The sequence below is a fragment of the Streptomyces sp. NPDC052910 genome, assembly GCF_055585605.1.
This window is the reverse complement of sequence record NZ_JBVJJR010000002.1, coordinates 796,594-820,106: the sequence shown is the minus strand read 5'-3', so window position 1 is coordinate 820,106 and position 23,513 is coordinate 796,594. Positions and strand designations below refer to the sequence as shown.

The window sequence follows — 23,513 nt, the reverse complement described above, 5'->3', positions numbered from 1 at the left end:
TGTCTTCGCGCCGACGTGGACAACCCGCCGTCCACGACGGCGGCACCCCACCGGAACGACCCGCCCACGCCGCCCGCAGCGCCGGGGCCGTCTCCTCCCGGGCCACGGCCACCGCGCGCACGTCCGGCCGGTGCGCCTGCTCGGCGAGCAGCTCGATCCGGCCGCCGGCGGCGGACAGGGCCGTCACCCGGAACCGGTCGGGGTTGCGCGGCACCGGATCGACGGCCTGGGTCCCGATCGAGCCGGTGGAACCGAGGATCACGATCCCGCGCGGGCCACCGGGTTCGACGCACAGCGCACGATGGGGCAGATGGGGGTGCACAGTGCGACGCTCACGTCAGATGTTCCCTTCTTTCCATGTCTTCCGGGCGCGACGTTCCCCCAGCCGGAGGGCTAGCGTGAGGGTGGCGTCCGCTCTCCGTCTGCCGCGGGTGACGAACGCGGCCACGCGGAGGTGTTGGGACCTGGTCGTGCCCACGGCCGTACAGGCGGACACCCTGCGGATGGCCCGCCCACCAGTACACACGACTGCGGGCGGCTACCGAAAGCCGCCGCGTCCGCCCGGGCGTGAACGCGCTGAAAGGGCCGCGGTCGGCATCCTCGACCGCGCGGGTCAATGCGGCACCGGCCGCGCACCGACGGGCGGACACCAGGGGCCCACCGTTCCACTGTGCCCTGGGCCGGCGAGTCGCGGACCGGTCGAGAACCGCGTGCCCGCAGAGGGTCACCAGGTAGCGCGCCTCTGCTTTCGCGCCGGGGTGCATGTGCCTGCGGCAGATGAAGCCGAGGGACAGTCCGCAGTGAGCCGGGTGTGATGAGCGGGCTTCGTGCCGGCCGGAGTACGCCTGGTCGGATCTCTTGTCATCGGCCGAAGGTGGGAATGCGACTTACCGTCCATGGCACCCTGGGCGCCGCACCCCCGGGATGTTCTCGCACATCCCCCTGAACTCGGGGCGTCCGCCTGCCACGTTGACGCGAGCCGCCACCGTCCGCTCAGTCGTTCAGCCGCCGCTCGCACAGGGATCAGCGGCTTCCGAATACCGGCGTGGACCTCCCCGTACCAGTCCGTGCCCGCTGCCTCTCCCTTGTGAGGTCGATCGATGAGTTCTTCGGCAACCAGCAGCACGAAAATCGTACCGCCACTCCTGGCGTCCGTCACGGATCCGGCATCCCTGCGCGCACTGCCCGTCAAGCTTCTCGACGACCTGGCGGACGACATGCGTCAGTTCCTGATCACAAGCGTGTGCGCGGTGGGCGGTCACCTGGGCCCGAGCCTGGGTGCAGTCGAATTGACGATCGCCCTGCACCGCGTCTTCACATCACCGCACGACACGATCATCTTCGACATCGGCCATCAGGCCTATGCGCACAAGCTGTTGACGGGTCGTCAGGCGGAGTTCACCACGCTACGGCAGGCCGGTGGGTTGTCCGGATACCTCTCTCGCGGTGAATCCGAACACGATGTGATCGAGAATTCTCATGCCTCCACCGCGCTCGCCTACGCCGATGGGCTGGCCAAGGCCCGGGTTCTGAAAGGCGAGGAGAGCCGGGCCGTTGTCGCCGTCATCGGAGACGGTGCCTTCACCGGTGGGATGGCCTGGGAGGGGCTGGACAACATCGCCGCTGCCGACCGGCCGGTGATCATTGTTCTCAATGACAATGGCCGGTCCTATGCTCCCACCACGGGAGCCTTGGCCGGTCACCTGGCCGTCTTGCGCGCCGATCCCGGCGACCGGCAGACCCCCGGCCATCTGTTCATCGATCTGGGTTTGGCCTATCTCGGCCCCGTCGACGGACACGACGTCGCCGCCCTTGAGCAAGCTCTTTCCGAGGCCCGCTCGCTGCGACGACCGGTCTTGGTACACGTGGTGACGGTCAAGGGCAAGGGCTACCGGCTGGCGGAAGCCGACGAAGCCGACTGCTTCCACGCCGTCGGCGTCATCGACCCGGCCACCGGCACAGCGACGTCCTCCCCGCGGCACCGACGGCAGGCACCGGCGCCGACCTGGACCGGCGTCTTCTCCGAAGAACTGCTTGCGCTGGCCGAGGAACGCGAGGACGTCGTCGCCATCACCGCGTCCATGCTCCGGCCGACGGGCCTGCACCTGATGGCCGAGCGCTTTCCCCACCGGGTGTTCGACGTCGGGATCGCGGAGCAGCACGCGGTCACCAGCGCCGCCGGCCTGGCGATGGGCGGCCTGCTCCCGGTCGTCGCCGTCTACGCCACCTTCCTCAACCGCGCCTTCGACCAGGTCCTGATGGACGTCGCCCTGCACCGCCTGCCCGTGACCCTCGTCCTGGACCGGGCCGGTATCACCGGGCCCGACGGCCCTTCCCACCACGGGATGTGGGACCTGAGCCTGCTGGCCATCGTGCCGGGGATGCGGGTGGCCGCGCCCAGGGACGCGCGCCGCCTCAGGGAACTGCTGCGCGAGGCCGTCACCGACCGCGAAGGCCCGACGGCTTTGCGGCTGCCGAAAACGACCGCGGGTCCCGACATCGAGGTGCTCGCGCGGATGGACGGCCTGGACATCCTGCACCGCAGTGCCAGCCGCTCCCTGGACGTCCTCCTCGTCGCCACGGGACCCACGGCGACCGCGGCCCTGACCGCGGCCCGGAAACTGGAGGAGGAAGGCATCGGCTCCACCGTCGTCGACCCCCGCTGGATCGCCCCCGTCAATCCGGCCCTCGTCCACCTGGCCGCACGCCATCACCTGACCGTGACCGTGGAGGACAACACCCGGACCGGAGGCTTCGGTTCACTGCTGGCCCAGAGCTGCACGGACGCCGCGGTGACCACCCCTGTGCACCGCGTCGGACTGCCCCACTCGTTCATCCCCCACGGCACCCGTGGTGCGCTGCTGGCCGAAGCGGGGCTCGACGCGGACGGCATCACCGCCGCCGTCCTGCGCGCTCGCACCGCGTTCACCACCTACGACGTCACTTCCCTCACCGGTCCCCTCAACGGTTTGAGGGGGCCGCGATGACCACCGAACTCGGCATGCCCGTCCTGCCCCCCAAGACGCCGGTGCGGCGTCCGACCCGGCGGATCCGTGTCGGCGATGTCCCGGTCGGGGGCGGTGCTCCGGTTTCCGTGCAGACCATGACGACCACCCTGACCGCCGACGTCGATGCCACGCTGCGGCAGATCGCCGAGGTCACGGCGGCGGGGTGCGACATCGTCCGGGTCGCGGTGCCGTCCCGGGACGACGCCGACGCCTTGCCGAAGATCGCGAGGAAGTCGCCGATCCCCATCGTGGCGGACATCCACTTCCAGCCGCGCTACGTCTTCGCCGCCATCGACGCCGGCTGCGCCGCCGTGCGCGTCAACCCCGGCAACATCAAACGCTTTGACGACAAGGTGGGGGAGATCGCGAAGGCGGCCTCGGCCGCCGGGGTGCCGATCCGCATCGGCGTCAACGCCGGCTCCCTCGATCCCCGGCTGCTGGCCAAACACGGCTCGGCCACTCCGCGGGCCCTGGCGGAGTCGGCGTTGTGGGAGTGCTCGCTGTTCGAGGAACACGACTTCCGCGATATCAAGATCGCGGTCAAGCACCACGACCCGATGACGGTCATCGCCGCCAACCGCATCCTCGCCGCACAGTGTGATTACCCCCTTCACCTCGGGGTCACCGAAGCCGGGCCCGCCTTCCAGGGCAGCATCAAATCCGCCGTCGCCTTCGGCATCCTCCTGGCCGAGGGCATCGGCGACACCATCCGCGTCTCCCTCTCCGCCCCACCGGTCGAACAGGTCAAGGCCGGCATCCACATCCTGCAGTCCCTGGGCTTGCGCCCCCGCAAACTGGAGATCGTCTCCTGCCCCGGCTGCGGCCGCCTCCAAGTCGACATCCACCGCCTCGCCGCCCAGGTCGAAGCAGCCTTCGACGGCTTCCCCCACCCCCTGCGCGTCGCCGTCATGGGCTGCGTCGTCAACGGGCCCGGCGAATCCCGCGAAGCCGACATCGGCGTCTCCAGCGGCAACGGCAAAGGACAGATCTTCGTCCGCGGCCAAGTCGTCGCCACCGTCCCCGAAAACAAAATCGTCGACACCCTCCTCGAACACGCCCTCCGCCTCACCACAACCGAAGAAGACGACCCACACCCCGCGGAGGCTCCGACACCATGACCGCCCCCACCCCGGCTCTCACCACCCCTCTCGACCTCGACGCCGCGCGCCACGCCGTGGACGCCTGTCTGGACGGCTTCCTCGTCGACAAGGCCGACGCGGCCCAGGCACAGCGCATGCCCACCGAGATCACCGACGTCCTCCGCGCCTTTCTCTTCGCCGGCGGCAAACGGCTACGGCCCCTGCTGTGTTTCTGCGGCTGGCACACCGGCCCCGACACCGCCCACCCCACCGCCATGGTGCGCACCGCGGCGGCGCTGGAAATGTTCCACGCCTTCGCGCTCATCCACGACGACATCATGGATCACTCCACCACCCGTCGTGGTCGCCCCACCGTCCACTGCGCCGTGGCCCACCGCCACCGCCCCGCGCGCGGGCCCAAGGCGGCGGACCTGGGGAACAACGCCGCCATCCTCATCGGCGACTTCGCCCTGGCCTGGTCCGCCGAACTGCTCCACACCGCCGGTCTGCCCACCGGACGGCTCACGTCCGTCCTGCCGCTGGTCGACCGAATGCGCACAGAGGTCCTCTACGGCCAGTACCTCGATCTGCTGACCACCGGGGACCTCAGCGGTGACGTCGACGCCCCCATGCGCGTGATCCGCTACAAGACCGCCAAATACACCGTCGAACGCCCCCTGCACGTCGGCGCCACCCTCGCCGGCGCGTCCGCGGACGTCCTGGACGCCCTCACCGCCTACGCCCTGCCGATCGGTGAGGCCTTCCAACTCCGTGACGACCTTCTGGGGGTCTTCGGCGACCCCGACGACACAGGCAAGTCCCGCCTCGACGACCTGCGGGAAGGCAAGCACACCGTACTGCTCGCCCTGGCCCTGAAACACGCCAACGCCTCTCAGCGCGAAACCCTTCGCGAAATGATCGGCACCCCTGACCTCAGCGAGCTCGGCGCCGTCCGCATCCGCAGCATCCTCACCGCGACCGGCGCACGGGCGAAGGTGGAACGCATGATCGAAACGCGTTGCGAACAAGCCCGGGAGGCCCTCACCCGCGCACCCCTCCCGGAACCCGCGACCCAAACCCTTCGAATGATCGCCGACGCCGCCACGGTGAGGTCCTCATGACCACTTCCACGGCTCAACTCCGCCGAAGGGTCCTGCTCGCCTCTCCGCGCGGCTGGTGCGCGGGGGTGGACCGTGCCGTGATCGCGGTCGAGAAGGCCCTGGAGCAGTACGGTGCGCCGGTGTACGTGCGCCATGAGATCGTGCGCGACAAATACGTGGTGAAGACGCTGGAGAAGAAGGGCTCGATCTTCGTCGACGAGACGTTCGAGGTGCCCGAGGGCAACATCGTCAGTACCGCGTCGAAGCCCGCACCTGACGGGGGTTCAACAACGTTGTCCCGCTCCGCCGGGTACGGCGGGACGCCGGCCCGATCGGAGGCGGCCTGGAGCCGAAGGTCCTGACCGAGTGGACCGGGTGGCTGCGCGAGCGGATCGGTCGCCGGGCAGGTGTCGCAGGATATTCACGAGGGCGAACCTTTCAGCACGTTCACGTGCTCAACCGGGTGAGGGGGTTCCCCCTCCCGCCACGCCCCAACATGATGGCTGTATGGAGCCTTCGGATTCATCCCGGGAGTGGGAGGTTCCTGTGGATCTCGCCCGCCCTGCCCGGCGCCACCCACGACCTCAAAGCCGCGCGCGAAGCAGCACGACATCATCGGCGCCTGTGCACGACTGGCCCTCGAAGTCCTCGCGGACAAGGGCGACGTCGGAGCCGGCGGCACCGTGATCACCTCGATCAAGCGCCGCTCGAAGACCGAGCTGTCCGACACACACCGGGCCTCCGACAAGGTGCGGCACTGCGCATCCCGCTCCAACCGGCGTCTCCCGGGTCAAGCAATGGCACCCCCTTCTGGTGCGCCCGCCCGAACTCACGTCAGCCGCTGCCGCGGGTCTCCCCCTCATCGCCCATACATGAAAAATGTTTCCGAGCTCTCGCCGTTTCCGAATCATTCAGGTTCTACCAACCGATTGAGTCGCTGCCCCCAGGCCGCAAGGGGCCGGAATGAAGGACTGCCAAGAATGAGCAACGCAAGCGACCGTGAATGGGTCTACTCGGCAGCCGAGCTTCAGGCGCGCACCGTGGTGGGAAAACGACCCACAGGACGCCAACCACGCCGCTACACCATGGATTGGCCTGGTAAGCGACCGCAGGGGCTGGACGAGGATCGTGTTTACGAATTTGTCCGGGGGTGCGGCGGAAAGCCGTCAGGAATCGTGGGCACCCGGCTGGAAGCGCTGACTGTGGTCTGGGGGTTCATGCACAGTCTTGCGTTGAAACCGTGGGCGTTGGTCCGAGATGAGGGCGACGCGCTGATGGGTGGAGTATCGCTGGACAAAGTTCTGTCTGCGGTTTTGCCCGGAGCCCGAGTGCGGCGAGAGGCCGGGGTCGGGCTTGCCGTCGATACGCAACTGATAGTCGACTCTTGCTTGAGGCTGGCGGATGAGCGGCCGGGGGCTGAAGAGGTCGCCCGGAAACTGCATGCAGTTTGGATCAAGCTTCATTTTGCGGCGGCCGGCTGGGCCGCCGTTTCGGAGCATGACTGTGACATGCTGAGCCGTGTGGCGTCGATTTTCAACCCAAGCCTGGGTGGATTGACAGCAGCATTCACGCCGGAGACGGATGTGGAAGCCGTCAAGCGTGACCGAGTGGATGTGATGGTCGCTAACGTAGCCGTCTTGGCCTATGCCATGTTGAGGGTCGACGAAAAAACCCGTCAATTGGGCCACCGGTACCTTGCCGGCAACATGGTGTCCGGATGCACCGACCCAGCCCGTGCGGAAGTCATCGAGTATCCCGAGGCGCTGGAAACCGCAATGCACCATCCCGGTTACGAACACTATGCCCACATCGCCCGCAGGTCCTACGATGCCAGTTTGGATCGCGTGATGGGCAGCCCGGCAGAATGCGAGTGTGCCAGCGAACGTTTCCTGTTGTGGCGGACAGTGACAGCCGACGCGGTGGATCGCCTGCCCACCGACTTCAAGGGCAGTCATACCGGAAATCAGACGCTGATGATGCAGGCTATCATCGGCGCCGTGAACTCCGCTCAGCCAGAACCTCAGTGGGGAACCGAGCCTATTGAAGCACTGGCGAATTTTTGGGCCTCGCTGACATGTTACTTGCTGTCGTACGAGGGCATGTACGCGGCGTCCAAAATCTTCTGCCATTATGCAAGTCTCGAAAAGTCCCGGGACATCGTGCAGGGCGTCTACAAAGACGCCCGGCCCGTAGCGGACCCGATCTCCGACCCCGCGCTCTGGGAACGACTGATGGACGGCTGGTCGGAACCGGCACGACGACAGCAGCGCAGGGCGCACTACGAATGTACCCGCCTCCGTGGCAGCACGACCTGCCGGGATTGGCCACCTGCCCCGCCTGCCCTGCCACGCGACCTCGGCCGGCACATGCTCGATGGCGAAACAGCCGATTTCCATCCGGGGCCGAATTACCAGAATTACGTGTGGGACAGGGCGCATGAGGGGTTCTGGGCTTCCGCCTTGGCATTTGATGTCGGAGAGCGAGGAGGGTCGGTCTACTTGCTGGAAGATCCCAATTTCTGGCTGGTGACCGACAGTGGTCTGATCTTCTTTGAACTGGCTTTCAGCCACCGTAGGAAATACGAGGACGCCGGACGGGGATTGCTGCTTCACCTAATCGGCCCGGACGAGGGACGCGCGCGATGGCTGTACCGGCGGGCCACGGATCTCTACCGGTCCGTAAACGCGATCTTCGAGACCGACACGACAAATTGTGGGGAAGAGTTCGGATTGCCTGCCTCCATCATCTTTCACAGTATGAGCTTTCCCGGAACTCCACTGTGGTACCACCTTGCTCATGAACGATGATTCCAGACCGCCGAACAGAAGACGCGCCGCACACTTCGGTGATCTGGCACCGGACGAACGGCCAAGGGCTGGTTGTTCTAGTGGCGGATCCAGGTGCGTGCCGCAGCGCAATGCATGCCGGTATGTACGCGCCGCCCTCGGACTGTGCATCGAGAGGGTTTCTCTCGCATGTTCGGAGCGTCGAGTCTGAAATAGCAACCCGGGCGAACCATTGGGAGGAGGCCCTCCTCGATGATCTCGGCATTGGACAGGGCAGTGGCCTACTGCGTTGAAACCCAGCGCGGATCGGGTGCGTGGGCAATGGCACCTGATCCGCGGATACTGGAGACGGCGCTTGTTTGCCAGGCGCTCGCACCTCACCCTGGCGATGCTTGCAATGGCGGTGCGGATGGCGCGGCAAACCGCGCCCGCGCGTGGCTGGCGACAGCAAACCCGCAGAGCCATCACCCCATCGCAGCATGCGTCGAACAGGCTCTGCGGGATATTGCTCTTGGTTGGGGTAACGGAATCGATTTGACGCACCGTGATTTCGATGACCCGGTCTACTCTTCGCGTCGACTGCTCGTGCACGTCGTCGCTCTCGTTGCAGGCAGAAAAGTGTACAGCAGTCTCGACGATAGCGGCTTACGGGCAACTATCGCTTCGAGGTACGAGAAGTACAGTAGCCAGCACCTCAAACCGTGGAGTGTCGTCGAGTTACTGTCGGCACGGGGGCTGATCGAGAAATACTTCGGAAATGCGCAGGCCGCCGCGGAAGCTGTGGTGCGTATGGTGGACCAACAGAATCCGGATGGTTCATTCTTCCAAAACCCGATCAGCACGGCCATGGCCGTACTGGCGTTCCGCTCGGCAGGCATCGCGCAACACGCACGACAGCGGGCCCGAGACTGGCTGTTGGCCAGTCAGTACCCAGATGGCACCTGGCGGTTCTGTATCTGCGACATCTGGGACACGTCATTGGTTGTGCGGGCATGTGGCCGCCACCAGACCTTCCGTGACCTGTCGCTTCCCCAGGCGTTGGACTATCTCGTCGCCGCACAGAACGCCGACGGTGGCTGGGGTTTCGGTGGCGGGGCCGAGTCCGACTGCGACACGACCGCCGGTGTGTTGCTCGCCCTGAAGAACGGCCGGAGCCATCCCGACGTGGTTCGGAAGGCCGTCGGCTATCTCGTTGATCAGCAACGTCCGGACGGGTTGTGGCGGACTTGGCAGTTCGACCAGGATCCGCCGGCTCCCGACGTCGTCGCCCACGTCCTCGCCGCGCTCCATAGCTGTTCTAACCACCACCGCCTCCGGCTGCGACCAGCCCGCTTGTGGCTCTCCGATCAGTACCGCATCGCCGACGGCAACTGGCCGGCGAGCTGGTATCACAGCGCCCCGTACGCCCTCCTCGAGATAGGCCGGGCCCTCGGATTCGACCATTCTCGGGTCAGGCAGGCAGCGGAACGTATGGCTGCTGCACAGAACCGGGACGGCGGCTGGGGCCAGACTGAAGGCCAGACCAGTTGCGCATCGGCTACAGGACTCGCGCTGGCTACGCTTTCTCGATGTGGGCAGGTGGACAGGCGGGCAGATGCGGCGGTGGCCTACCTCAGCCGCACCCAACGCGAGGACGGAAGTTGGCCCGGAATCCCCGAGATGTTCGGCCCGCGACCGCTGCTCACACATATGCCCATCGAAACCCAGGCCTTCACGGCCATGGGGCTTGCGGCCTTGGGCAGTGGGCGATCATGAAATTGGTCCTGGCCGCGACTGTCCCGTCTCAGTAGCCGTGGGCCGTTGCGAGGCGGTGACCTGGGGTGGTCCCAGGTGAGTGAGACAGGAATGCTCCGCGGCACCGAGGCGCGTAACGCCGACCCTGACGGTGTCACCATCCGGAGTCATGCCCACCACCTCCCGGGTGCCGGGCACTCCCGACGGCCCCGGGTACATGGGTAACCCTGTCCTGGCCTGCACGGGCGTCCTCTACTGACCGCGGTGGCCCAGGCACCCAGGGCCGGTTCAGGGGCTGGCGATGAGCTCGCTCAGGCGCGGGGCGAGCCACGGCTTGCGGCCGCCGGCCCGCAGTCGTCCGCGCATGATCTCCTTCCACACCGGCGTGCGCCGGAAGCAGACGAGCAAGAACGCGGTCGGCGCCGCCGTGATCCGGCAATCGTAGGAGCGCGGTGGCGCGTCACGGGTCACCGTCACCGTCCCGCCGTCGACGACGACCGCGAGCCGCGGACCGCCTTTGACCGCGAGATCGAACGCCACGCTGACGCCATGCGCCTTCACCTTGTTCACGGCCAGGGGCATCATCGTCGGCATCGACTGACCGAGTACCAGGCGCGCTTCCTCCGGTCCGATCCTCCACGGGAGCCGGGCGCCCCGGGCGATGTCGAGGCCGTGGACGAGGCTCTCGCTGAGTATCAGCCCGGTCGCCGTCGCCAGGGTCAGGGCGACCTGGCCCCCGTACCAGGGGGTCGCGACCGGGGTGCACGGTGGGAGCCCCTCGGTGGCCCGCAGGAACGTCTCACCGCGCTCGGCGACGAACTCGCCGAGGTGCTGACGTTCGTCCCTGCCGAAAAGGCCGATCGACTTGGCGTTCACGGCCGTGATCCGCTCGATGAAGGGGACGTCGCCCGGCGGCAGGACACTGGCCCAGTCCTCGAACTCATCGGTGAACGCGGAGCAGTACGCCAGGTACACCGCGCAGACATGCGCGCCGACATCACCCACCGTCCACACCGGCACCCCGGAGGGCACGTCCATGTCGAGAACGCTGCGGAGCAGAAGGGCCAGGCGTGGGATGGCGGCACGCAGCGCGGCGCGGGTCTTCTCGTGCTCCGTAACGGGATCGAAGCTGCCCACGGCTCCCATGCGGCGCTCCCTCCGACAGCGGACGGCCCCGCACCCTACCGCCGGGTATCCGGAGGCGGAAGGCGTCGCGTCGCCCTCCGCCTCCGGCCCTCGGTCGGTTCCCGCTTAGTGGGCCCTTGAGCGCCTTGTCGCGGTAGGCGCAGAAGACCTCCGCCGCGTTGGTTGTAGTAGCGCCACGGCACGGCGTTCACGTGGCCGTCCACCGGCCGGAACTGATAGAGGGCCGCCTCTGGTCGGCATGGGAGGGTTTCGGCCCCGGCGCGTCCGGGTCCGGGTCCGGCACCAACGCCGACGGCCGTATCGAGATCACGGCCGGGGCTGCCGACCGCCCGCTCAACGGCCGCTACCGGCTCGTGCTTCAGCGGTGACTGGTTGCCGTGGGCACCGGCCGGCGGCCCGCCCCCTGACGTGAGTCCGGTGGGGCACCACGGGTTTCACAGGGATTTCATCGGCCACTGCCACTGTCGTCCGGTGAACTCGGCCGGCCGACCGTGCACCGCATCGGACGGCAGACGCGTAGGCCCACTACATCGGGAGAATCGAATGCGAAGAGGAAGAATCGCGGCCGCGTTAGCCGCTCTTCTGCTGACTTCCGGGCTTTCACTGGCGCAGGGTTCCACGGCGCAAGCGGCGACAGCACGGGCGACAACGGCTCCGTGCGAGGGCACGTACACGATCGTTGTCGGGGGCACGTGGAGCAGGTGGGACAACGACCGTTTCTCCGGCAACATCCAGCAGCACGTGGGGTACATGAGTGACATCCCCACCGGCCTGGGCGTCCGGTCGGGCGTCAACGAGCTGAACCGGCTGGTCCGAGAACAGCGTGCCGCGTGCCCGGGACAGCACGTCAAGATGGGCGGGTACTCCCTGGGCGCCGCGGTGGTGCACGTCTGGATCAGCGAGAACTGGCGGACGTTCGGCGGCAACGTCAACGCGATTCTCCTCGCGGACCCCAAGCGTCAGGGCGGGCCCGGCACCAACGGAAGCACCTCGCCGTGGGGCCCCGTCGTCGGCTTCCCGCTCGCAGGCACTGACCGGAACTTCGGCAACGTACCGGTCAAGTCGATCTGCTACTGGGACTACATCTGCGACGAGTCCGCCGGCATCGGGACCTACCCGAAGAACCACAACGAAAACTACTGGCCGGACTTCAACATGGATCACCACAACGACGACGCCAACGAGCAGTGGTACAACGGCGCCTGGTATCCCTGGTAACCACAGGAAGGCCCGTCGAGCGGGTGCGTGACCGAGGTACCGCCATGGCGATGACGTGGCGGTACCCGGACCGTCTTCCGGCGGAGGACCGGGGCAGCGCCGGTGTGTCACGTGGCGGACGGTGCACGCGTTGCCGCGACGAAATCGATGGTGACGCATGGCAGGCCCGGAACTCGACCCGTCGGACACGCCTTGGACCCCAGCAACCCTTGATCGCGACCGACTGCGCGGCCTAGGACGCGAGCGCCAGCGCCCTGTTCTCCACCCGCAGCCGTACGGCCAGCAGCACTGCGTTGGCGGTGGTGAAGAGGAGGGCGGTCAGCCAGGCGTTGTAGACCAGAGGCAGGGCCAGGCCCTCGGTCACGACGATGACGTAGTTCGGGTGCCGGAGCCAGCGGTAGGGGCCGCGGGTCTCCAGGGGCATGCCCGGGACGACGATCACGCGCGTGTTCCAGCGTGGGCCGAGCGACCGCACGCACCACCACCGGGCCACCTGGACCAGGGAGGTGGCGGCCAGGGCCGGCCAGCCGATCGCCGGTACGAACTGCCGGTGGGCCGCCGCGACCTCGACCAGGATGCCGACGAGCAGGCCGACGTGGAGGACGACCATGGCCGGATAGTGCCGGCGGCCGTACTCCACCCCGCCGTTGGCGGCGGCCCAGCGCGCGTTCCGCTGTGCCACGAGCAGTTCGATGCCGCGCTCCACGGTGATCACGGCGATGAGTGCCAGCAACCCGGCGGGGAGCCGGCCCGATCCCAGGTCCGTCACGATGCCATTCCTTTCGATCCTTTCGATTCCTTGCGTCGGGAGGGGGCGGGGCAGTCGCGGTTCACCAGCGGATCAGGGCGAGTTCGATGGCGAACCCCGGACCCATGGCGGCGACCAGTCCCGGCGTACCGGGCGGTGGAGGCGTCCGCATCGTCGTGTGCAGGACGTCCAGGACGGAGACGGACGAGAGGTTGCCCCGTTCCGACAGGGACCGGCGTGTGGGCTCCAGAGCCGCGGGCGGCAGACCGAAGGACCTCTCCACGGCGGTGAGGACCTTGGGGCCGCCACCGTGGACGATCCAGCTTCCGACCTGGCCCGGCAGCAGATCGTAGGTGCCGAGGAAGTCATGGACGGCCTTGGGCAGATGCTCCTCGGTGAGCGTGGGCACCTCGGGGGCGAGCAGGATCCTGAAGCCGTGGGATCCGATGTCCCAGCCAAGCACTTCCTCGCTGTCGGGGACCAGCCGGCTGCGGGAATCCACGAGTTGAGGGCCCGCCGCCGCGGCTTCGGCGCCCCGGAGTCCGCCGAAGGCCACGACCGCGGCCGCACCGTCCCCGAAGAGGCTGCCGGCGACGATGTTCGCCATCGAGGTGTCCTGCATCTGGTACGCCAGCGAGCACAGTTCCACCGCCAGGAGGACGGCCACATGGTCCGGGTGGGCCCGGAGGTAGTCGTTCAGCCGGGCGAGTCCGGCGGCTCCTCCGGCGCAGCCGTACCCGAACAGGGGAATGCGTGTGACGTCCGGGCGCAGGCCCACCCGGTGGGCCAGACGGGCTTCCAGCGAAGGCACGGCGAGGCCCGTCACGGTGGTGCTGATCACCGCGTCGACCTCGCCCGGCTCCACCCCTGCCGCCCGCAGGGCCTCCATGAGCGCGCGTTCCCCGAGTTCCAGGGCGGTCTCGTGCCACAAGCGGTTGTTCTCGGTGAAGTCGTCGAGCTCGATGAGCCGCTCCAGCGGCAGGGCGAAGTGCCGTGTGGCCACCCCGGCGTTGGCCTGGATCTTGTGCAGCATCAGGATCCCTGTTTGGGATTCCATCAGTGTGGTGCGCGCCAGGGCGGCCATGATGTCCTCCTGGCGGTACCGATGGGGTGGTACGGCCGTCTCGATCGCGGTCACCCTGGGCAAGGGTTCGTCCGGCCCCCAGGCGAAGCCCTCCGTGAACCGACTCATTGACTCAGCCTTCTCCTTCCTTCGCGTGTGCGGTCATCCCGCGTACGGCCGTCCGCCGTGTGATCCATCGCCGTGCGATCCGACTGCCCTGGGGCGTCCACCAGTTGGCCGGTCCCAGAGCCGCCATGACAGCGGGGACCAGGACACCGCGTACCAGGACGGCGTCCACGAGGGCACCGAGAGCGATACCGATGCCGATGAGCTTGAGGAGCGCGACATGGGACATGCCCATGGCGGCGGTCGAGACCGCCACGGCCGCGGCTGCCGAGGTCATCAGCCGGCCCGTGCGCGCGATGCCGTCGACGATCGAGCCGCGGTTGTCATGGCTGCGTTCGTACTCCTCGCGGATGCGGCCGAGCAGGAAGACCTCGTAGTCCACCGACAGGGCGAGCGTGATGAAGAGGACGAACAGCAGCGTGGAGGCGTCCAGCGCACCCGGTGCGGTGAAATCGCCGAGCACGGCACGGCCGTGGCCGTCCTGGAAGAGGAGGACCATCGCCCCCAGGCCGGCCCCGAGGCTGACGGCCGCCACGGCCACGGCCTTGAGGGGGGCGACGGGGGAGCGGGTGAACAGCCCGAGGAGCACCATGAGTCCCACCGCCAGGAGCAGCCCGCACGTCGGCAGGGCGCCGCGTACCGCGGTCGAGCTGTCCGCGATCTCCGCGGCCCGTCCGCCGACCGCCACGGCTCCCGGCGCGGGTTCCTCCCGCACCCTCCGCACCAGCGCCTCCGCCTCGGACGTGCCGGGTGGCGCGGCGGAGGCGACCAACAGCACGGCGGCCTCCCCCCGCCCCGCCGAGGCGGACCGGACGGTGCGTTCCACGCGTACGCCCGCCACGCCCGGAAGACCGTTGAGGCGTGCGGCGTAGGCCGGCGCGGCGTCCCGCGCCCGGGGGCCGGTCACCACCACGGACAGGACGCGCTCGGGCGGGACGGCGAACTCGTGGCCCACGCGGGCGGCGGCGGAGGCCGCCGACGCGGACGGGGGCAGGGTGCGCTCGTCCACAAGGCCCAGCCTGGCGTGGGTGAACGGGACCGCCATCAAGACCAGGGCAAGGACCGCGAGGCCGCCGGCGAGGACAGGCCGCGCGGTGACCGCGCGTGCCGTCCTCCGCCAGAAGCGGCTGTCGTCCCCGGTGTCCGTACGCCGCCACCGTGCCAGCGGATCCCACGCCTCGACGCGCGGGCCGAGCAGCCGAAGACAAGACGGCAGCACCAGCAGGGCGACGAGCGCGGACAGCACGGTGACGACCATCCCCGCCAGGGAGAGTCCGCGCAGCAGAGGAACGGGAACCACCATGGCGGTGGCCAGACAGGTGGTGACGGCGGCCGCGGAGAAGGCGACCGAACGGCCGCTGGAGCGGAGAGCGGCGGTCAGCGCCGTTTCCCGGTCCACGCCCCGGGCCATCTCCTCGCGCACCCGGGCCAGCAGGAAGAGGCTGTAGTCGACGGCCATGCCGAGCCCGACGGCGGAGGCGGCGCTCACCGCGACCCGTGACACATCGGTCCACTGGGCCAGCACCCCCAGGACCGGAAGCGTGCAGCCGACGGCCGTCACGGCCACGAGGACCGGCAGCAAGGCGGCGACGACCGATCCATAGGCGAGGACCAGGAGGAGGAAGAGCACCGGCGCCGCGATCAACTCGGCCCGGCGCAGGTCGTGTTCGATCGTCTCGTCGATCTCCCGGTTGGTCCAGACCTCACCGCTCGGCTCCACGCGGACCCCCGGAGCGGCGGACCGTGCGGCGGCCACGACATCGGGGGCCGCGGTCTTGCGTTCCTTGTCCGTCCCCCTCAGGCGTACGCCGATGAGCAGGGACCGGCCGTCCTTCGACCGCAGCCAGGTGTCGCCGGTCGTCCCGGCGGACCACACCGCCCGTACGTCCGGATGCCGGGAGAGGGTCTTCACCACGGCCCCGGCGTCTTCCCGGACCGTCCCCGTCCCGCCTCCCTCGCCGGGCCGGTCCACGGTGAGCAGCAGATCGGGCGAGGGCACGCCCAGCCGCTCGGCCTGCCGCCGGGCTCGCCCGGCCTCGGTTCCCGTGGCGACGGCGCCGCCTGTGCCCAGTGCCGAAAGTGCGACCGGGGCCAGTGCCCAGGCGCACACCGCGGCGAGCACGGCGCACACCACTACGAGCCACGCCCGCCGCCGTACCGCGTCCACCCGTGTATCCCTCCCGCCCGCCGGGCCCGTACCGTCGTCGGATCCGCTCAGGGAGCCGTGAAGAGCAGGACCGCGTTCTGGCCGCCGAATCCGAAGGAGCAACTGATTCCGGCCTCCGCGGCCGTCGCGCGAGGGTGCCCGGCCACGATGTCGAGCTTGTGGTCCCCGTCCTGGTGCGCGAAGTTCGCCACCGGCGGGACGGCTCCGTGCCGCAGCGCGAGGACCGTGTAGGCCGCCTGGACGGCTCCGGCCGCCCCGAGGGTGTGGCCGATGACGCCTTTGGACGCGGTCACCGGTGGTGCGTCGGCTCCGAAGACACGCGTGAAGGCCGCTGCCTCGGAGGCGTCGCTGAGGGCGGTGGCGGTGCCGTGCGCGTTGACCAGCCCGATGTCCCGGGGGCCGCACCCCGCGTCCGCCAGGGCGGCGGAGATGGCCCGGGCCGCCCCTTCCCCTCCGGGGTGGGGAGCCACGGGATGGTACGCGTCGGATCCGGCACCGTAGCCGCGCAGCAGGGCGAGGACCCGTGCCCGACGGGCGCGCGCGGTGGCGGGCCGCTCCAGGACGAGAACGGCGGCGCCCTCGCCCAGGACCATTCCGTCCCGCTCGGCGTCGAACGGACGACAGGCGAGAGCCGGCTGCTCGCGCCGCCGGGACAGGGCCCGCATCCGGGTGAAGCACGTCGTCGCCATACGGGAGCGGGCCGACTCACTGCCGCCCGCGAGGACGATGTCGCAGGTCCCCGAGCGCAGCAGGTCGCGTGCGACCCCGATGGCGGTCGCGCCCGAGGCGCAGGCACTGGAGGTGGTGAAGCTGGGGCCGTGCACACCGAGATCGATCGCGACCTCGCTCGCGGCCATGTTGGGTACGCTGCGCGGCAGGGCGAGCGGCGAGACACGCTCCGGCTTTCCGGCGCCGAGACGGCTGAACTCGTTGACGTAGGAACTCAGGCTGTTCGACCCGACGCCGAGAATCACTCCGACACGCTCTCCCCGCCAGGACGACGGTTCGAGCCCGGCGTCGACGACGGCCCGCCGTGCGGCGATCAGGGCGAACTGGATGAAACGGTCCGTTCGGCGGGCACGGAGCCGGCCGAGCTCCCCGTCGACGTCCAGGTCGCGGACCTGACAGGAGAAGTCGACGGGAAGGCCCGCCAGTTCGGGGTCGGTCGCGGCGAGTGAACGGCCCCGGCACAGGGCCTCCCAGTTCGCCGACATCGTGTGCCCCGCGGGGGTCACCAGGCCGAGGCCGGTGACGGCTACCTCAGACCGCACGCGCGTTCCGGAAGGCGCGAGCCGCCTCGGCGAGGGTGGAGGAGGGAGCGAGGTCCAGTGCGTCCTCGGGCAGGACGACGGCGAACTTCTCCTCCGCCGCGACCACGAGTTCCATCAGAGACAGCGAATCCATGCCGAGGCTTTCGAACGTCACACCGGCGGAGAGGTTCTCGGGGTGCGCGTGCACGCCCAGGTGGTCGGTCAGCAAGGCCAGCAGGTTCTCGGGGAGCGCCGGCTGCTCCGCCCGGTCCGACTGCTCCGCCCGGTCCGACTGCTCCGCCCGGTCCGACTGCTCCGCCTGGTCCGACTGCTCCGCCTGGTCCGGGGACTGCGTCATGCCGGGATCTCCTGTTCTTCCGTTGCCGGGCCGGACGCCCTGCATGCGTTGAGGCGGGCGTAGATGTCACGCGCGCGGGATGCCTGTGCCTTGAGCCGTTCCATGTGCCGGCCGATGTGTTCCTGGGCCTCCCGCCCGGTCGGCCCCAGCCCGGTCGCGGTCATAACGCCGAGCGCCCGCACCAGCGGCTGGAGCACGTACTCGAGATGGACGTCCAGGTTGAAGATGCCCGCCGCGGCCACGCGCGCGGCGCGCGCCCGGAAGCCGGGGATCTCGGTGCCGGGCATCCGGAAGCCGCGGATCACGTCGGCGAGGGCGACGAGGGCGTCGTCGGGGAACGCCCGGATCGCGTCCTCGTACAGGCCCCGGTAGAAGAGCATGTGCAGGTTCTCGTCGGCCGAGATCCTGGCCATGAGCGCCTCACCGACGTGGTCCCCGCACGCCGCGCCGGTGTTGCGGTGCGCCTGCCGGGTCGCCAGTTCCTGCACCGTGACGTAGGCCAGGAGGTGCAGCGGAGTCGGCAGGTCGTTGCGGTATCCGTTGCCCACGTGCCGCATCCGCAGGTCCTCGAGGGCGACAGGGTCCACGCCCCGCCGGGCGTGGAGGTAGGCGCGCAGGACGGATGAGTGCCTGTCCTCTTCCGCCGTCCACCGGTGGACCCACGTGCCCCAGGCACCGTCACGGCCGAGCCGCGAGGCGATCTCGAAGTGGTAGCTGGGCAGGTTGTCCTCGGTCAGCAGATTGATGACCAGGGCGTCCTGGACCGCATGCGGCAGCGCCGACTGCCCCGGATCCCAGCCCGAGCCGTCCAGCGGCCCGTCGAAGTCCCTCGCCGCACTCCACGGCACGTACTGGTGGGGCAACCAGTCACGGGCGACCGCCAGATGCTGATTCAGCAACCGCTCGACAGATGGCTCCAACTCCCGCAGGACGCTTTCCGCCGTGCCAGGGGACACCCTTCACCTCTGCTGTCTCGATCGATCGCGTGTACCTACTGGTGAACGCGCCTCCGCGAGAGAGGCCACGGTGATCCACGCGATCGAGGGAAGATGAGCGGTTTGTCTGACAGGCGGGGAGGGGCGAGGTAGTCCGGAGGGCCGGTGGCTTTCGTGCGAGGGAGTCGGCGCTGTGGTGGGAACCAGGCGTGCCCCGGTGCCTATGTGACTGGGCGTCAGTCAGGTAGCGACCTCATCCGGCCTCTCGGTGGGCGCGACGCGCGCGGACAGGTCGGCCGGCCCCGGCGGCCCCGACCGGGAACGGCAGGCCTGGCGCTGACCGTCGTACACGTCGGCCCTGTGCGCCCCCTTGCTTGGAGGAGAACCACGGGCACCGGCCTGCCGGCTGAGCTCGATACCCGGCCATTTTGCTCACTGGTCGGCCACTGGCCCGTCACCGCGTCCCACCGGCCGCCGCGCCAGGCCGCCGAGGGCGTGCCCGCACCGACGTGCATGGCGTCAGGAGAGGCAGGCGTCGGTGAGAGGTACCGCGAGCGCGGCCGGCAGCGCATGGCGCATTGTGGCCCCGGGCGGCCGGGCGGCCGGGCGACCGGGCGGCCGGTGGGCCTGGGACTTGTCCGGGCGACCGGGTTCTTTGATCGGCAGGCGCAGGCCGTAGGGTGACGAGCATGGACATGCGGGTGGCGATCGAGGCCCTGACGGAGGAAGCCGAACGGCTGATCCGTGATCACGTGTGGGTTCTCACACCCGCCGACCATATCGTCGCGGCGAAGGCTGCCGCCGACCTGCGTGCCGCCGTGGGTGCGCCGGAGGCTCAGCAGGCCTTGCCCGAGGTCGTCCGGCTGGAACACCTGCGGGAGGCACTCGCCGCCGTGGCCATCGCCCTGGCCCACGTGCACGGCCGCCTGGCCTGGTTCCTCGGCGCAGCCGCCACCACGCTCACACCCATCCTGCACTGGCGCGCCATGCCCGCCGAAGACGGCCCCACCTTCGGCACCGTGCCGCCGGCCCACCAGCAGTACACGGAAGCCGAAGACGCGATCCGCCGCTTGCAGAGCACCCTCGCCGGCATCACCGCCGCTTGATCCGGTTCAGCCGGGCCCAGTAGTGCTTCGTCGGGTCACCGAGCCGATCCCACCTTGCTCACGCAGCGGCACGGGCGGACGTCGGACCCGAGGGCCGTCCGGCCGCCCCCGCGGGGCACGCGGGAGCGGGCGGACGAGCACGGTGAGCGGTGGGGCGCGTCACTCGGGAGCGGGGGCTCCCGAAGTCGTTTCCGGGGACGTGGGCGCGGCCGGGTGTTCCGCGGGGGCGGGGCGGGCCTCGATGACACGGTGGCCGCTGAAGCCCAGGGGCTCGCCGAACGACACCGGCTCCAGCCCGGCGGCTGCCAGGAGGGTCGTGAACTCCTCCGCCGTGCGCTCCCGGCCCGGGGTGAGGACCATCAGGTTGAGGTCGCTGATCGCCAGGAAGGGGTCGGTGGTGGTGTCCACCACCGGCGGGGCCACGAGCTCCACGATCAGCACCCGGGCGTCCTCGGCCATGGCGTCGCGGCAGTTGCGCAGGAGGCGTACGCACCGGTCGTCGTCCCAGTCGTGCAGCACACTTTTGATCACGTAGCGGTCGCCGCCCGAGGGCACGGAGGTGAGGAAGTCGTGGGCCATCACCTCGCAGCGGTCCGCGACGCCCGCCGCGGCGAGGGCGTCCGGGGCGCCCGCGACGCCGGTCGGGGTGTCCACCAGGACGCCGTGCAGTCGCGGGTGATGGGCCAGTACCCCGGCGAGCAGCGTGCCGGAGCCGCCGCCCACGTCCACGACGGTCCCGACGCCCGTGAAGTCGTACGCGTGCGCGAGGGCCCGGGCTTCCGCGGCGGCGCCGACCGCCATCGCGGCGTGGAACTCGGCGCCGAGCTCCGGCCGGGCGGCGAAGTGGTCGAACACCGAGCCGCCGGTGACCGACTCCACCGAGGGCCGTCCGGTGCGCACGGCCTGAAGGAACCGGCCCCAGGAGGCCCAGACGCCCTCGTCGAAGTACGGCAGCAGCATCGGCCGGACGGAGCCGGGCACGTCGGAACGGAGTGGCTCGCCCGCCGGGGCCAGCCGGAAGGAGCCGGGTTCCGTCTCCTCCACGATGCCGAGCGAGGCCAGGCCGCGCAGCAGCCTGCGGAGTGATGGGGCGTCGGTGCCCGTCAGCTCCGCCAGCCGCGCGGTGGTCAGCGTCCGTCCCGCCAGCAGGTCGGCCAGGTTCAGCCGGGCCGCCGCGTGGATCTGCTGGGCGGGGACGAAACCGAAGGCCAGGCGGTAGAGATGGGCCACCGCCATGGGGTCGGCCCCCGGGGCGGCGGGTGCCGCGGCGGGATCGGTACAGGGGTCCGTACAGGGGTCGGTGGGTGTCACGCGATTCTCGTTCCGGGAGTGCGGGGGATCGTTCAGGGGTGGTGGGGCTCGTTGAGGGGTGGGTGGGGGGGCCGTTCAGGGGTGGGGGATCGTCCAGGGTGGGGGATCGGTCAGCAGGCGGGGGAGACCGGCTCGGGGGTGAAGGTGACCGGCAGCGCGGTCAGTCCGCACAGGATGCTGATCTGCCGCCACCGCAGCCGCTCGGCCGGGACCGCCAGGGCCAGCCCGGGAAGCCGGGCCAGGAGTGCGCCGAACGCCGTCGTGGCGAGCATCCGGGCCAGGGGCGCGCCCAGGCAGAAGTGGATGCCGTGGCCGAACGCCAGGTGGGGGTTGGGGGCCCGCCGGATGTCCAGGGTGTCCGCGTCCGCGAAGACCGCCGGGTCGCGGTTGGCCAGGGACAGCCCGATGTTGACGACGGATCCCTTGGGGATCCGGGTGCCGCCGATGACGACGTCCTCCACGGCGACCCGGAGCGCGGACTGGCCGGCCGACCCCTCGTGGCGCAGCAGTTCCTCCACCGCGGACGGCAGCAGGGACGGGTCGGCGCGCAGTGTCTCCGTCTGGCCGGGGTGGCGCAGCAGGGTCAGCAGGCCGTTGCCGATGAGGTTGGTCGTCGTCTCGTGCCCGGCGACCAGCAACAGCACGGCGAGTCCGATGAGTTCGTCGTCCGTGAGGCCGCCGCCTCGCTCCTGCGCCACGACGAGGGCGCTGACCAGGTCCGGCTGCTCGTCGGCGGGTACGTCCGGGTCGGCTTCGGCGCGTTTGGCGGCCACGAGGCGGGTGAAGTAGGCGCGGAGTCTGCGGGAGCGTTCCTCGCGGGTGCGGGGACCCGCCGCGGTGGAGAGCGTGCGGGCCGCCCAGGTGTGGAACGCGGCCCGGTCCCGCGTGGGTACGCCCAGCAACTCGCATATGACCAGCACCGGCAGCGGGAACGCGAGGTCCGCGATGACGTCCGCGCGGCCCGTGGGCGCGACGGCGTCGAGGAGTTCGCCGACGAGCCGCTCGGCCCGTGGCGCGAGGTCGGCGATCCGGCGCCGGGTGAAGCCGTGGGAGACCAGCCGGCGCAGCCGGGTGTGGTCCGGTGGGTCGTTGTTGGCCATGGGGGAGTAGGCGTCGCGCATGTCCACCGCGTGGCCGAGGCGGCGCGGGTCGTTGGAGAGCCCCGGTTCGCGGAGCGCCCGTCGGGCCTCCGCGTGCCCGGAGACCAGCCAGTAGGCGAAGCCGTTCTCCTCCCGGACGTGGCGGACCGGCGGCTCCCCGCGGATCATCCGGTGCACCGTCTCGGGCTCGGTCAGCAGCCGGTACGGGCTGAAGCCGAGCAGTGGGCCGGAATCCGGCTGGGTCTGCACCTGTGTCCCCTTCGTTCCTGGGCGGCGACCGACCCGGTCACCCTCGCACCGGCGGCGGCCGGTTGTCCTCCGCCCGGGGGCCGGAATCCGGACTACGACCAGGGGCGGAGGAGCGGAGAATTCTCAGCCGTTTGTCAATGCAACGCCATGGCCAAAAAGTCAAGGTCAGGAAAAGTGGCCCCGGCACCCCGGGCTGGGTAATGTCTCAGCCAGCGAGTGGTTTAGACCAACGTCGCCCTCGCCACCCGTGCGAAAGTGACGGGATTCAAGCGTTCATGGGGGTAGGTCACGCTGTGACGAACACACTTGAGGTCGGCTGTATTAGGGTCGTGATCTGTGATCCGCGCCATCTGATGCGAGCGGGGCTGATCAGTGTCCTGGAGCGGGAACCGGACATCGCGGTGGCCGGTGAGGCGCTTCACACACGCGATGTCGCCGCTGCCGTGCGGGACCTGCGGCCCGACGTCGTCCTCGTCAATCATGACCCCGAGGCCATGGATGGCATTGCTATCGCGAAGGTCCTCAGGGAGATGCCCCCCGGCACCGCGCCGGGCGTCCTGATGCTGAGCTGCAAAGCCGAGCACAGCGAGCTGCTGTCCGCCCTGCGCGGCGGGGTCCGCGGTCTGCTGCCGGAGAACTGCGACCCCGGCTCCCTCCCCGCGGCCATCCGCGACATCGCCGGAGGGGCGATGGTGCTGAAGTCGCAGCCCGCCGTCCAGCTCATCAACCGGCTGCTGAGCCGCTCCCCGGAGGTCGCTCCGCCCCCGTCGTCCCGCCTCGCCCTGCTCACCAACCGAGAGCGCGACGTCCTGCTGCTCGTCGCGAACGGTCACTCCAACCACGTGATCGCCCAGAAGCTGTCGCTCAGCGAGGCCACGGTGAAGTCGCACCTCTACCACCTGTGCCAGAAGCTCAACCTGCGCGACCGCACCCAGGCCGTGATCCTCGCCTATGAGACGGGGCTGGTCAGACCCTGCGTGGCCTGACCGGCCGGTGGTTGCGCGCGGTGGGGCCGGCGCCGGGAGCACC

The 23,513-nt window shown here is 69.7% G+C and carries 18 protein-coding genes and 3 pseudogenes; 11 read left to right on the top strand and 10 right to left on the bottom strand.

Translation table 11 applies throughout. The annotated features are described in order from the left end of the window. Positions 1–37: 37 nt before the first annotated feature. Positions 38–322, bottom strand: a pseudogene (locus ACZ6X9_RS09225) (1-deoxy-D-xylulose-5-phosphate reductoisomerase); the annotation flags it as partial. Positions 323–1,100: 778 nt separating this feature from the next. On the opposite strand from ACZ6X9_RS09225, the gene ACZ6X9_RS09220 reads away from it, so the two are divergent. The 7 genes and pseudogenes from ACZ6X9_RS09220 to ACZ6X9_RS09190 all read left to right on the top strand — a co-directional run bounded on the left by ACZ6X9_RS09220 (position 1,101) and on the right by ACZ6X9_RS09190 (position 9,728). Continuing rightward, the gene (locus ACZ6X9_RS09220) at positions 1,101–2,987 is read left to right on the top strand and encodes a 1-deoxy-D-xylulose-5-phosphate synthase (protein ID WP_469777305.1); all 1,887 of its coding nucleotides are present in this window, start codon (positions 1,101–1,103) and stop codon (positions 2,985–2,987) included. Then, on the top strand, positions 2,984–4,126 hold the full coding sequence (gene ispG, locus ACZ6X9_RS09215; RefSeq protein WP_469777304.1) for a flavodoxin-dependent (E)-4-hydroxy-3-methylbut-2-enyl-diphosphate synthase: 1,143 nt from the start codon (positions 2,984–2,986) through the stop codon (positions 4,124–4,126). Before ACZ6X9_RS09220 ends, ispG begins: the two co-directional genes overlap by 4 nt. Continuing rightward, a complete protein-coding gene (locus ACZ6X9_RS09210) occupies positions 4,123–5,208 on the top strand; it encodes a polyprenyl synthetase family protein (RefSeq protein ID WP_469777303.1) in 1,086 nt (361 codons plus the stop codon). Before ispG ends, ACZ6X9_RS09210 begins: the two co-directional genes overlap by 4 nt. After that, a pseudogene (locus tag ACZ6X9_RS09205) lies at positions 5,205–5,438 on the top strand (4-hydroxy-3-methylbut-2-enyl diphosphate reductase); the annotation flags it as partial. The gene ACZ6X9_RS09210 and the pseudogene ACZ6X9_RS09205, both read left to right, overlap by 4 nt. Before the next feature lie 284 nt (positions 5,439–5,722). Continuing rightward, a pseudogene (locus ACZ6X9_RS09200) lies at positions 5,723–5,873 on the top strand (IS5/IS1182 family transposase); the annotation flags it as partial. Between the two features lie 294 nt (positions 5,874–6,167). Then, positions 6,168–7,994, top strand: coding sequence for a hypothetical protein (locus tag ACZ6X9_RS09195; RefSeq protein WP_469777685.1), 1,827 nt, complete (start codon positions 6,168–6,170; stop codon positions 7,992–7,994). Between the two features lie 231 nt (positions 7,995–8,225). Further along, positions 8,226–9,728, top strand: coding sequence for a prenyltransferase/squalene oxidase repeat-containing protein (locus ACZ6X9_RS09190; RefSeq protein WP_469777302.1), 1,503 nt, complete (start codon positions 8,226–8,228; stop codon positions 9,726–9,728). A 267-nt stretch (positions 9,729–9,995) separates the two neighbouring features. On the opposite strand, the gene ACZ6X9_RS09185 is transcribed toward ACZ6X9_RS09190, so the two are convergent. Next, positions 9,996–10,853: a maleylpyruvate isomerase N-terminal domain-containing protein gene (locus ACZ6X9_RS09185; RefSeq protein ID WP_469777301.1), complete on the bottom strand. Its 858-nt coding sequence runs from the start codon at positions 10,851–10,853 to the stop codon at positions 9,996–9,998. A gap of 191 nt (positions 10,854–11,044) precedes the next feature. Between ACZ6X9_RS09185 and ACZ6X9_RS09180 the strand changes: the two genes are divergently transcribed. Together ACZ6X9_RS09180 and ACZ6X9_RS09175 are read left to right on the top strand one after the other, a co-directional pair. Further along, positions 11,045–11,221: a hypothetical protein gene (locus ACZ6X9_RS09180; protein WP_469777300.1), complete on the top strand. Its 177-nt coding sequence runs from the start codon at positions 11,045–11,047 to the stop codon at positions 11,219–11,221. A 175-nt stretch (positions 11,222–11,396) separates the two neighbouring features. Beyond that, a complete protein-coding gene (locus ACZ6X9_RS09175) occupies positions 11,397–12,071 on the top strand; it encodes a cutinase family protein (RefSeq protein ID WP_469777299.1) in 675 nt (224 codons plus the stop codon). 232 nt (positions 12,072–12,303) lie between these two features. On the opposite strand, the gene ACZ6X9_RS09170 is transcribed toward ACZ6X9_RS09175, so the two are convergent. The 6 genes from ACZ6X9_RS09170 to ACZ6X9_RS09145 all read right to left on the bottom strand — a co-directional run bounded on the left by ACZ6X9_RS09170 (position 12,304) and on the right by ACZ6X9_RS09145 (position 18,739). Beyond that, positions 12,304–12,831, bottom strand: a complete 528-nt coding sequence (locus ACZ6X9_RS09170; protein WP_469777663.1) for an isoprenylcysteine carboxyl methyltransferase family protein — start codon at positions 12,829–12,831, stop codon at positions 12,304–12,306. A 70-nt stretch (positions 12,832–12,901) separates the two neighbouring features. Next, on the bottom strand, positions 12,902–14,011 hold the full coding sequence (locus ACZ6X9_RS09165; RefSeq protein ID WP_469777298.1) for a type III polyketide synthase: 1,110 nt from the start codon (positions 14,009–14,011) through the stop codon (positions 12,902–12,904). A gap of 4 nt (positions 14,012–14,015) precedes the next feature. Continuing rightward, on the bottom strand, positions 14,016–16,175 hold the full coding sequence (locus ACZ6X9_RS09160) for an MMPL family transporter (RefSeq protein WP_469777297.1): 2,160 nt from the start codon (positions 16,173–16,175) through the stop codon (positions 14,016–14,018). A 47-nt stretch (positions 16,176–16,222) separates the two neighbouring features. Further along, a complete protein-coding gene (locus tag ACZ6X9_RS09155; RefSeq protein ID WP_469777296.1) occupies positions 16,223–17,446 on the bottom strand; it encodes a beta-ketoacyl-[acyl-carrier-protein] synthase family protein in 1,224 nt (407 codons plus the stop codon). Continuing rightward, on the bottom strand, positions 17,436–17,783 hold the full coding sequence (locus ACZ6X9_RS09150; RefSeq protein ID WP_469777295.1) for an acyl carrier protein: 348 nt from the start codon (positions 17,781–17,783) through the stop codon (positions 17,436–17,438). Before ACZ6X9_RS09150 ends, ACZ6X9_RS09155 begins: the two co-directional genes overlap by 11 nt. Then, positions 17,780–18,739 (bottom strand): acyl-ACP desaturase, encoded by a 960-nt coding sequence (locus tag ACZ6X9_RS09145; RefSeq protein WP_469777294.1) that lies wholly within the window; start codon positions 18,737–18,739, stop codon positions 17,780–17,782. The genes ACZ6X9_RS09150 and ACZ6X9_RS09145 overlap by 4 nt, the downstream gene beginning before the upstream one ends. A gap of 668 nt (positions 18,740–19,407) precedes the next feature. Between ACZ6X9_RS09145 and ACZ6X9_RS09140 the strand changes: the two genes are divergently transcribed. After that, positions 19,408–19,824, top strand: a complete 417-nt coding sequence (locus ACZ6X9_RS09140) for a hypothetical protein (RefSeq protein WP_469777293.1) — start codon at positions 19,408–19,410, stop codon at positions 19,822–19,824. Between the two features lie 159 nt (positions 19,825–19,983). Here ACZ6X9_RS09140 and ACZ6X9_RS09135 read toward each other — a convergent pair whose 3' ends face one another. Continuing rightward, positions 19,984–21,135: a methyltransferase gene (locus tag ACZ6X9_RS09135; protein ID WP_469777292.1), complete on the bottom strand. Its 1,152-nt coding sequence runs from the start codon at positions 21,133–21,135 to the stop codon at positions 19,984–19,986. Positions 21,136–21,245: 110 nt separating this feature from the next. After that, complete coding sequence (locus ACZ6X9_RS09130; RefSeq protein ID WP_469777291.1) at positions 21,246–22,484, bottom strand: cytochrome P450 family protein; 1,239 nt, start codon at positions 22,482–22,484, stop codon at positions 21,246–21,248. Positions 22,485–22,813: 329 nt separating this feature from the next. Here ACZ6X9_RS09130 and ACZ6X9_RS09125 point away from each other — a divergent pair, with 329 nt between their 5' ends. Then, positions 22,814–23,470: a LuxR C-terminal-related transcriptional regulator gene (locus ACZ6X9_RS09125; RefSeq protein ID WP_469777290.1), complete on the top strand. Its 657-nt coding sequence runs from the start codon at positions 22,814–22,816 to the stop codon at positions 23,468–23,470. Positions 23,471–23,513 lie beyond the last annotated feature (43 nt).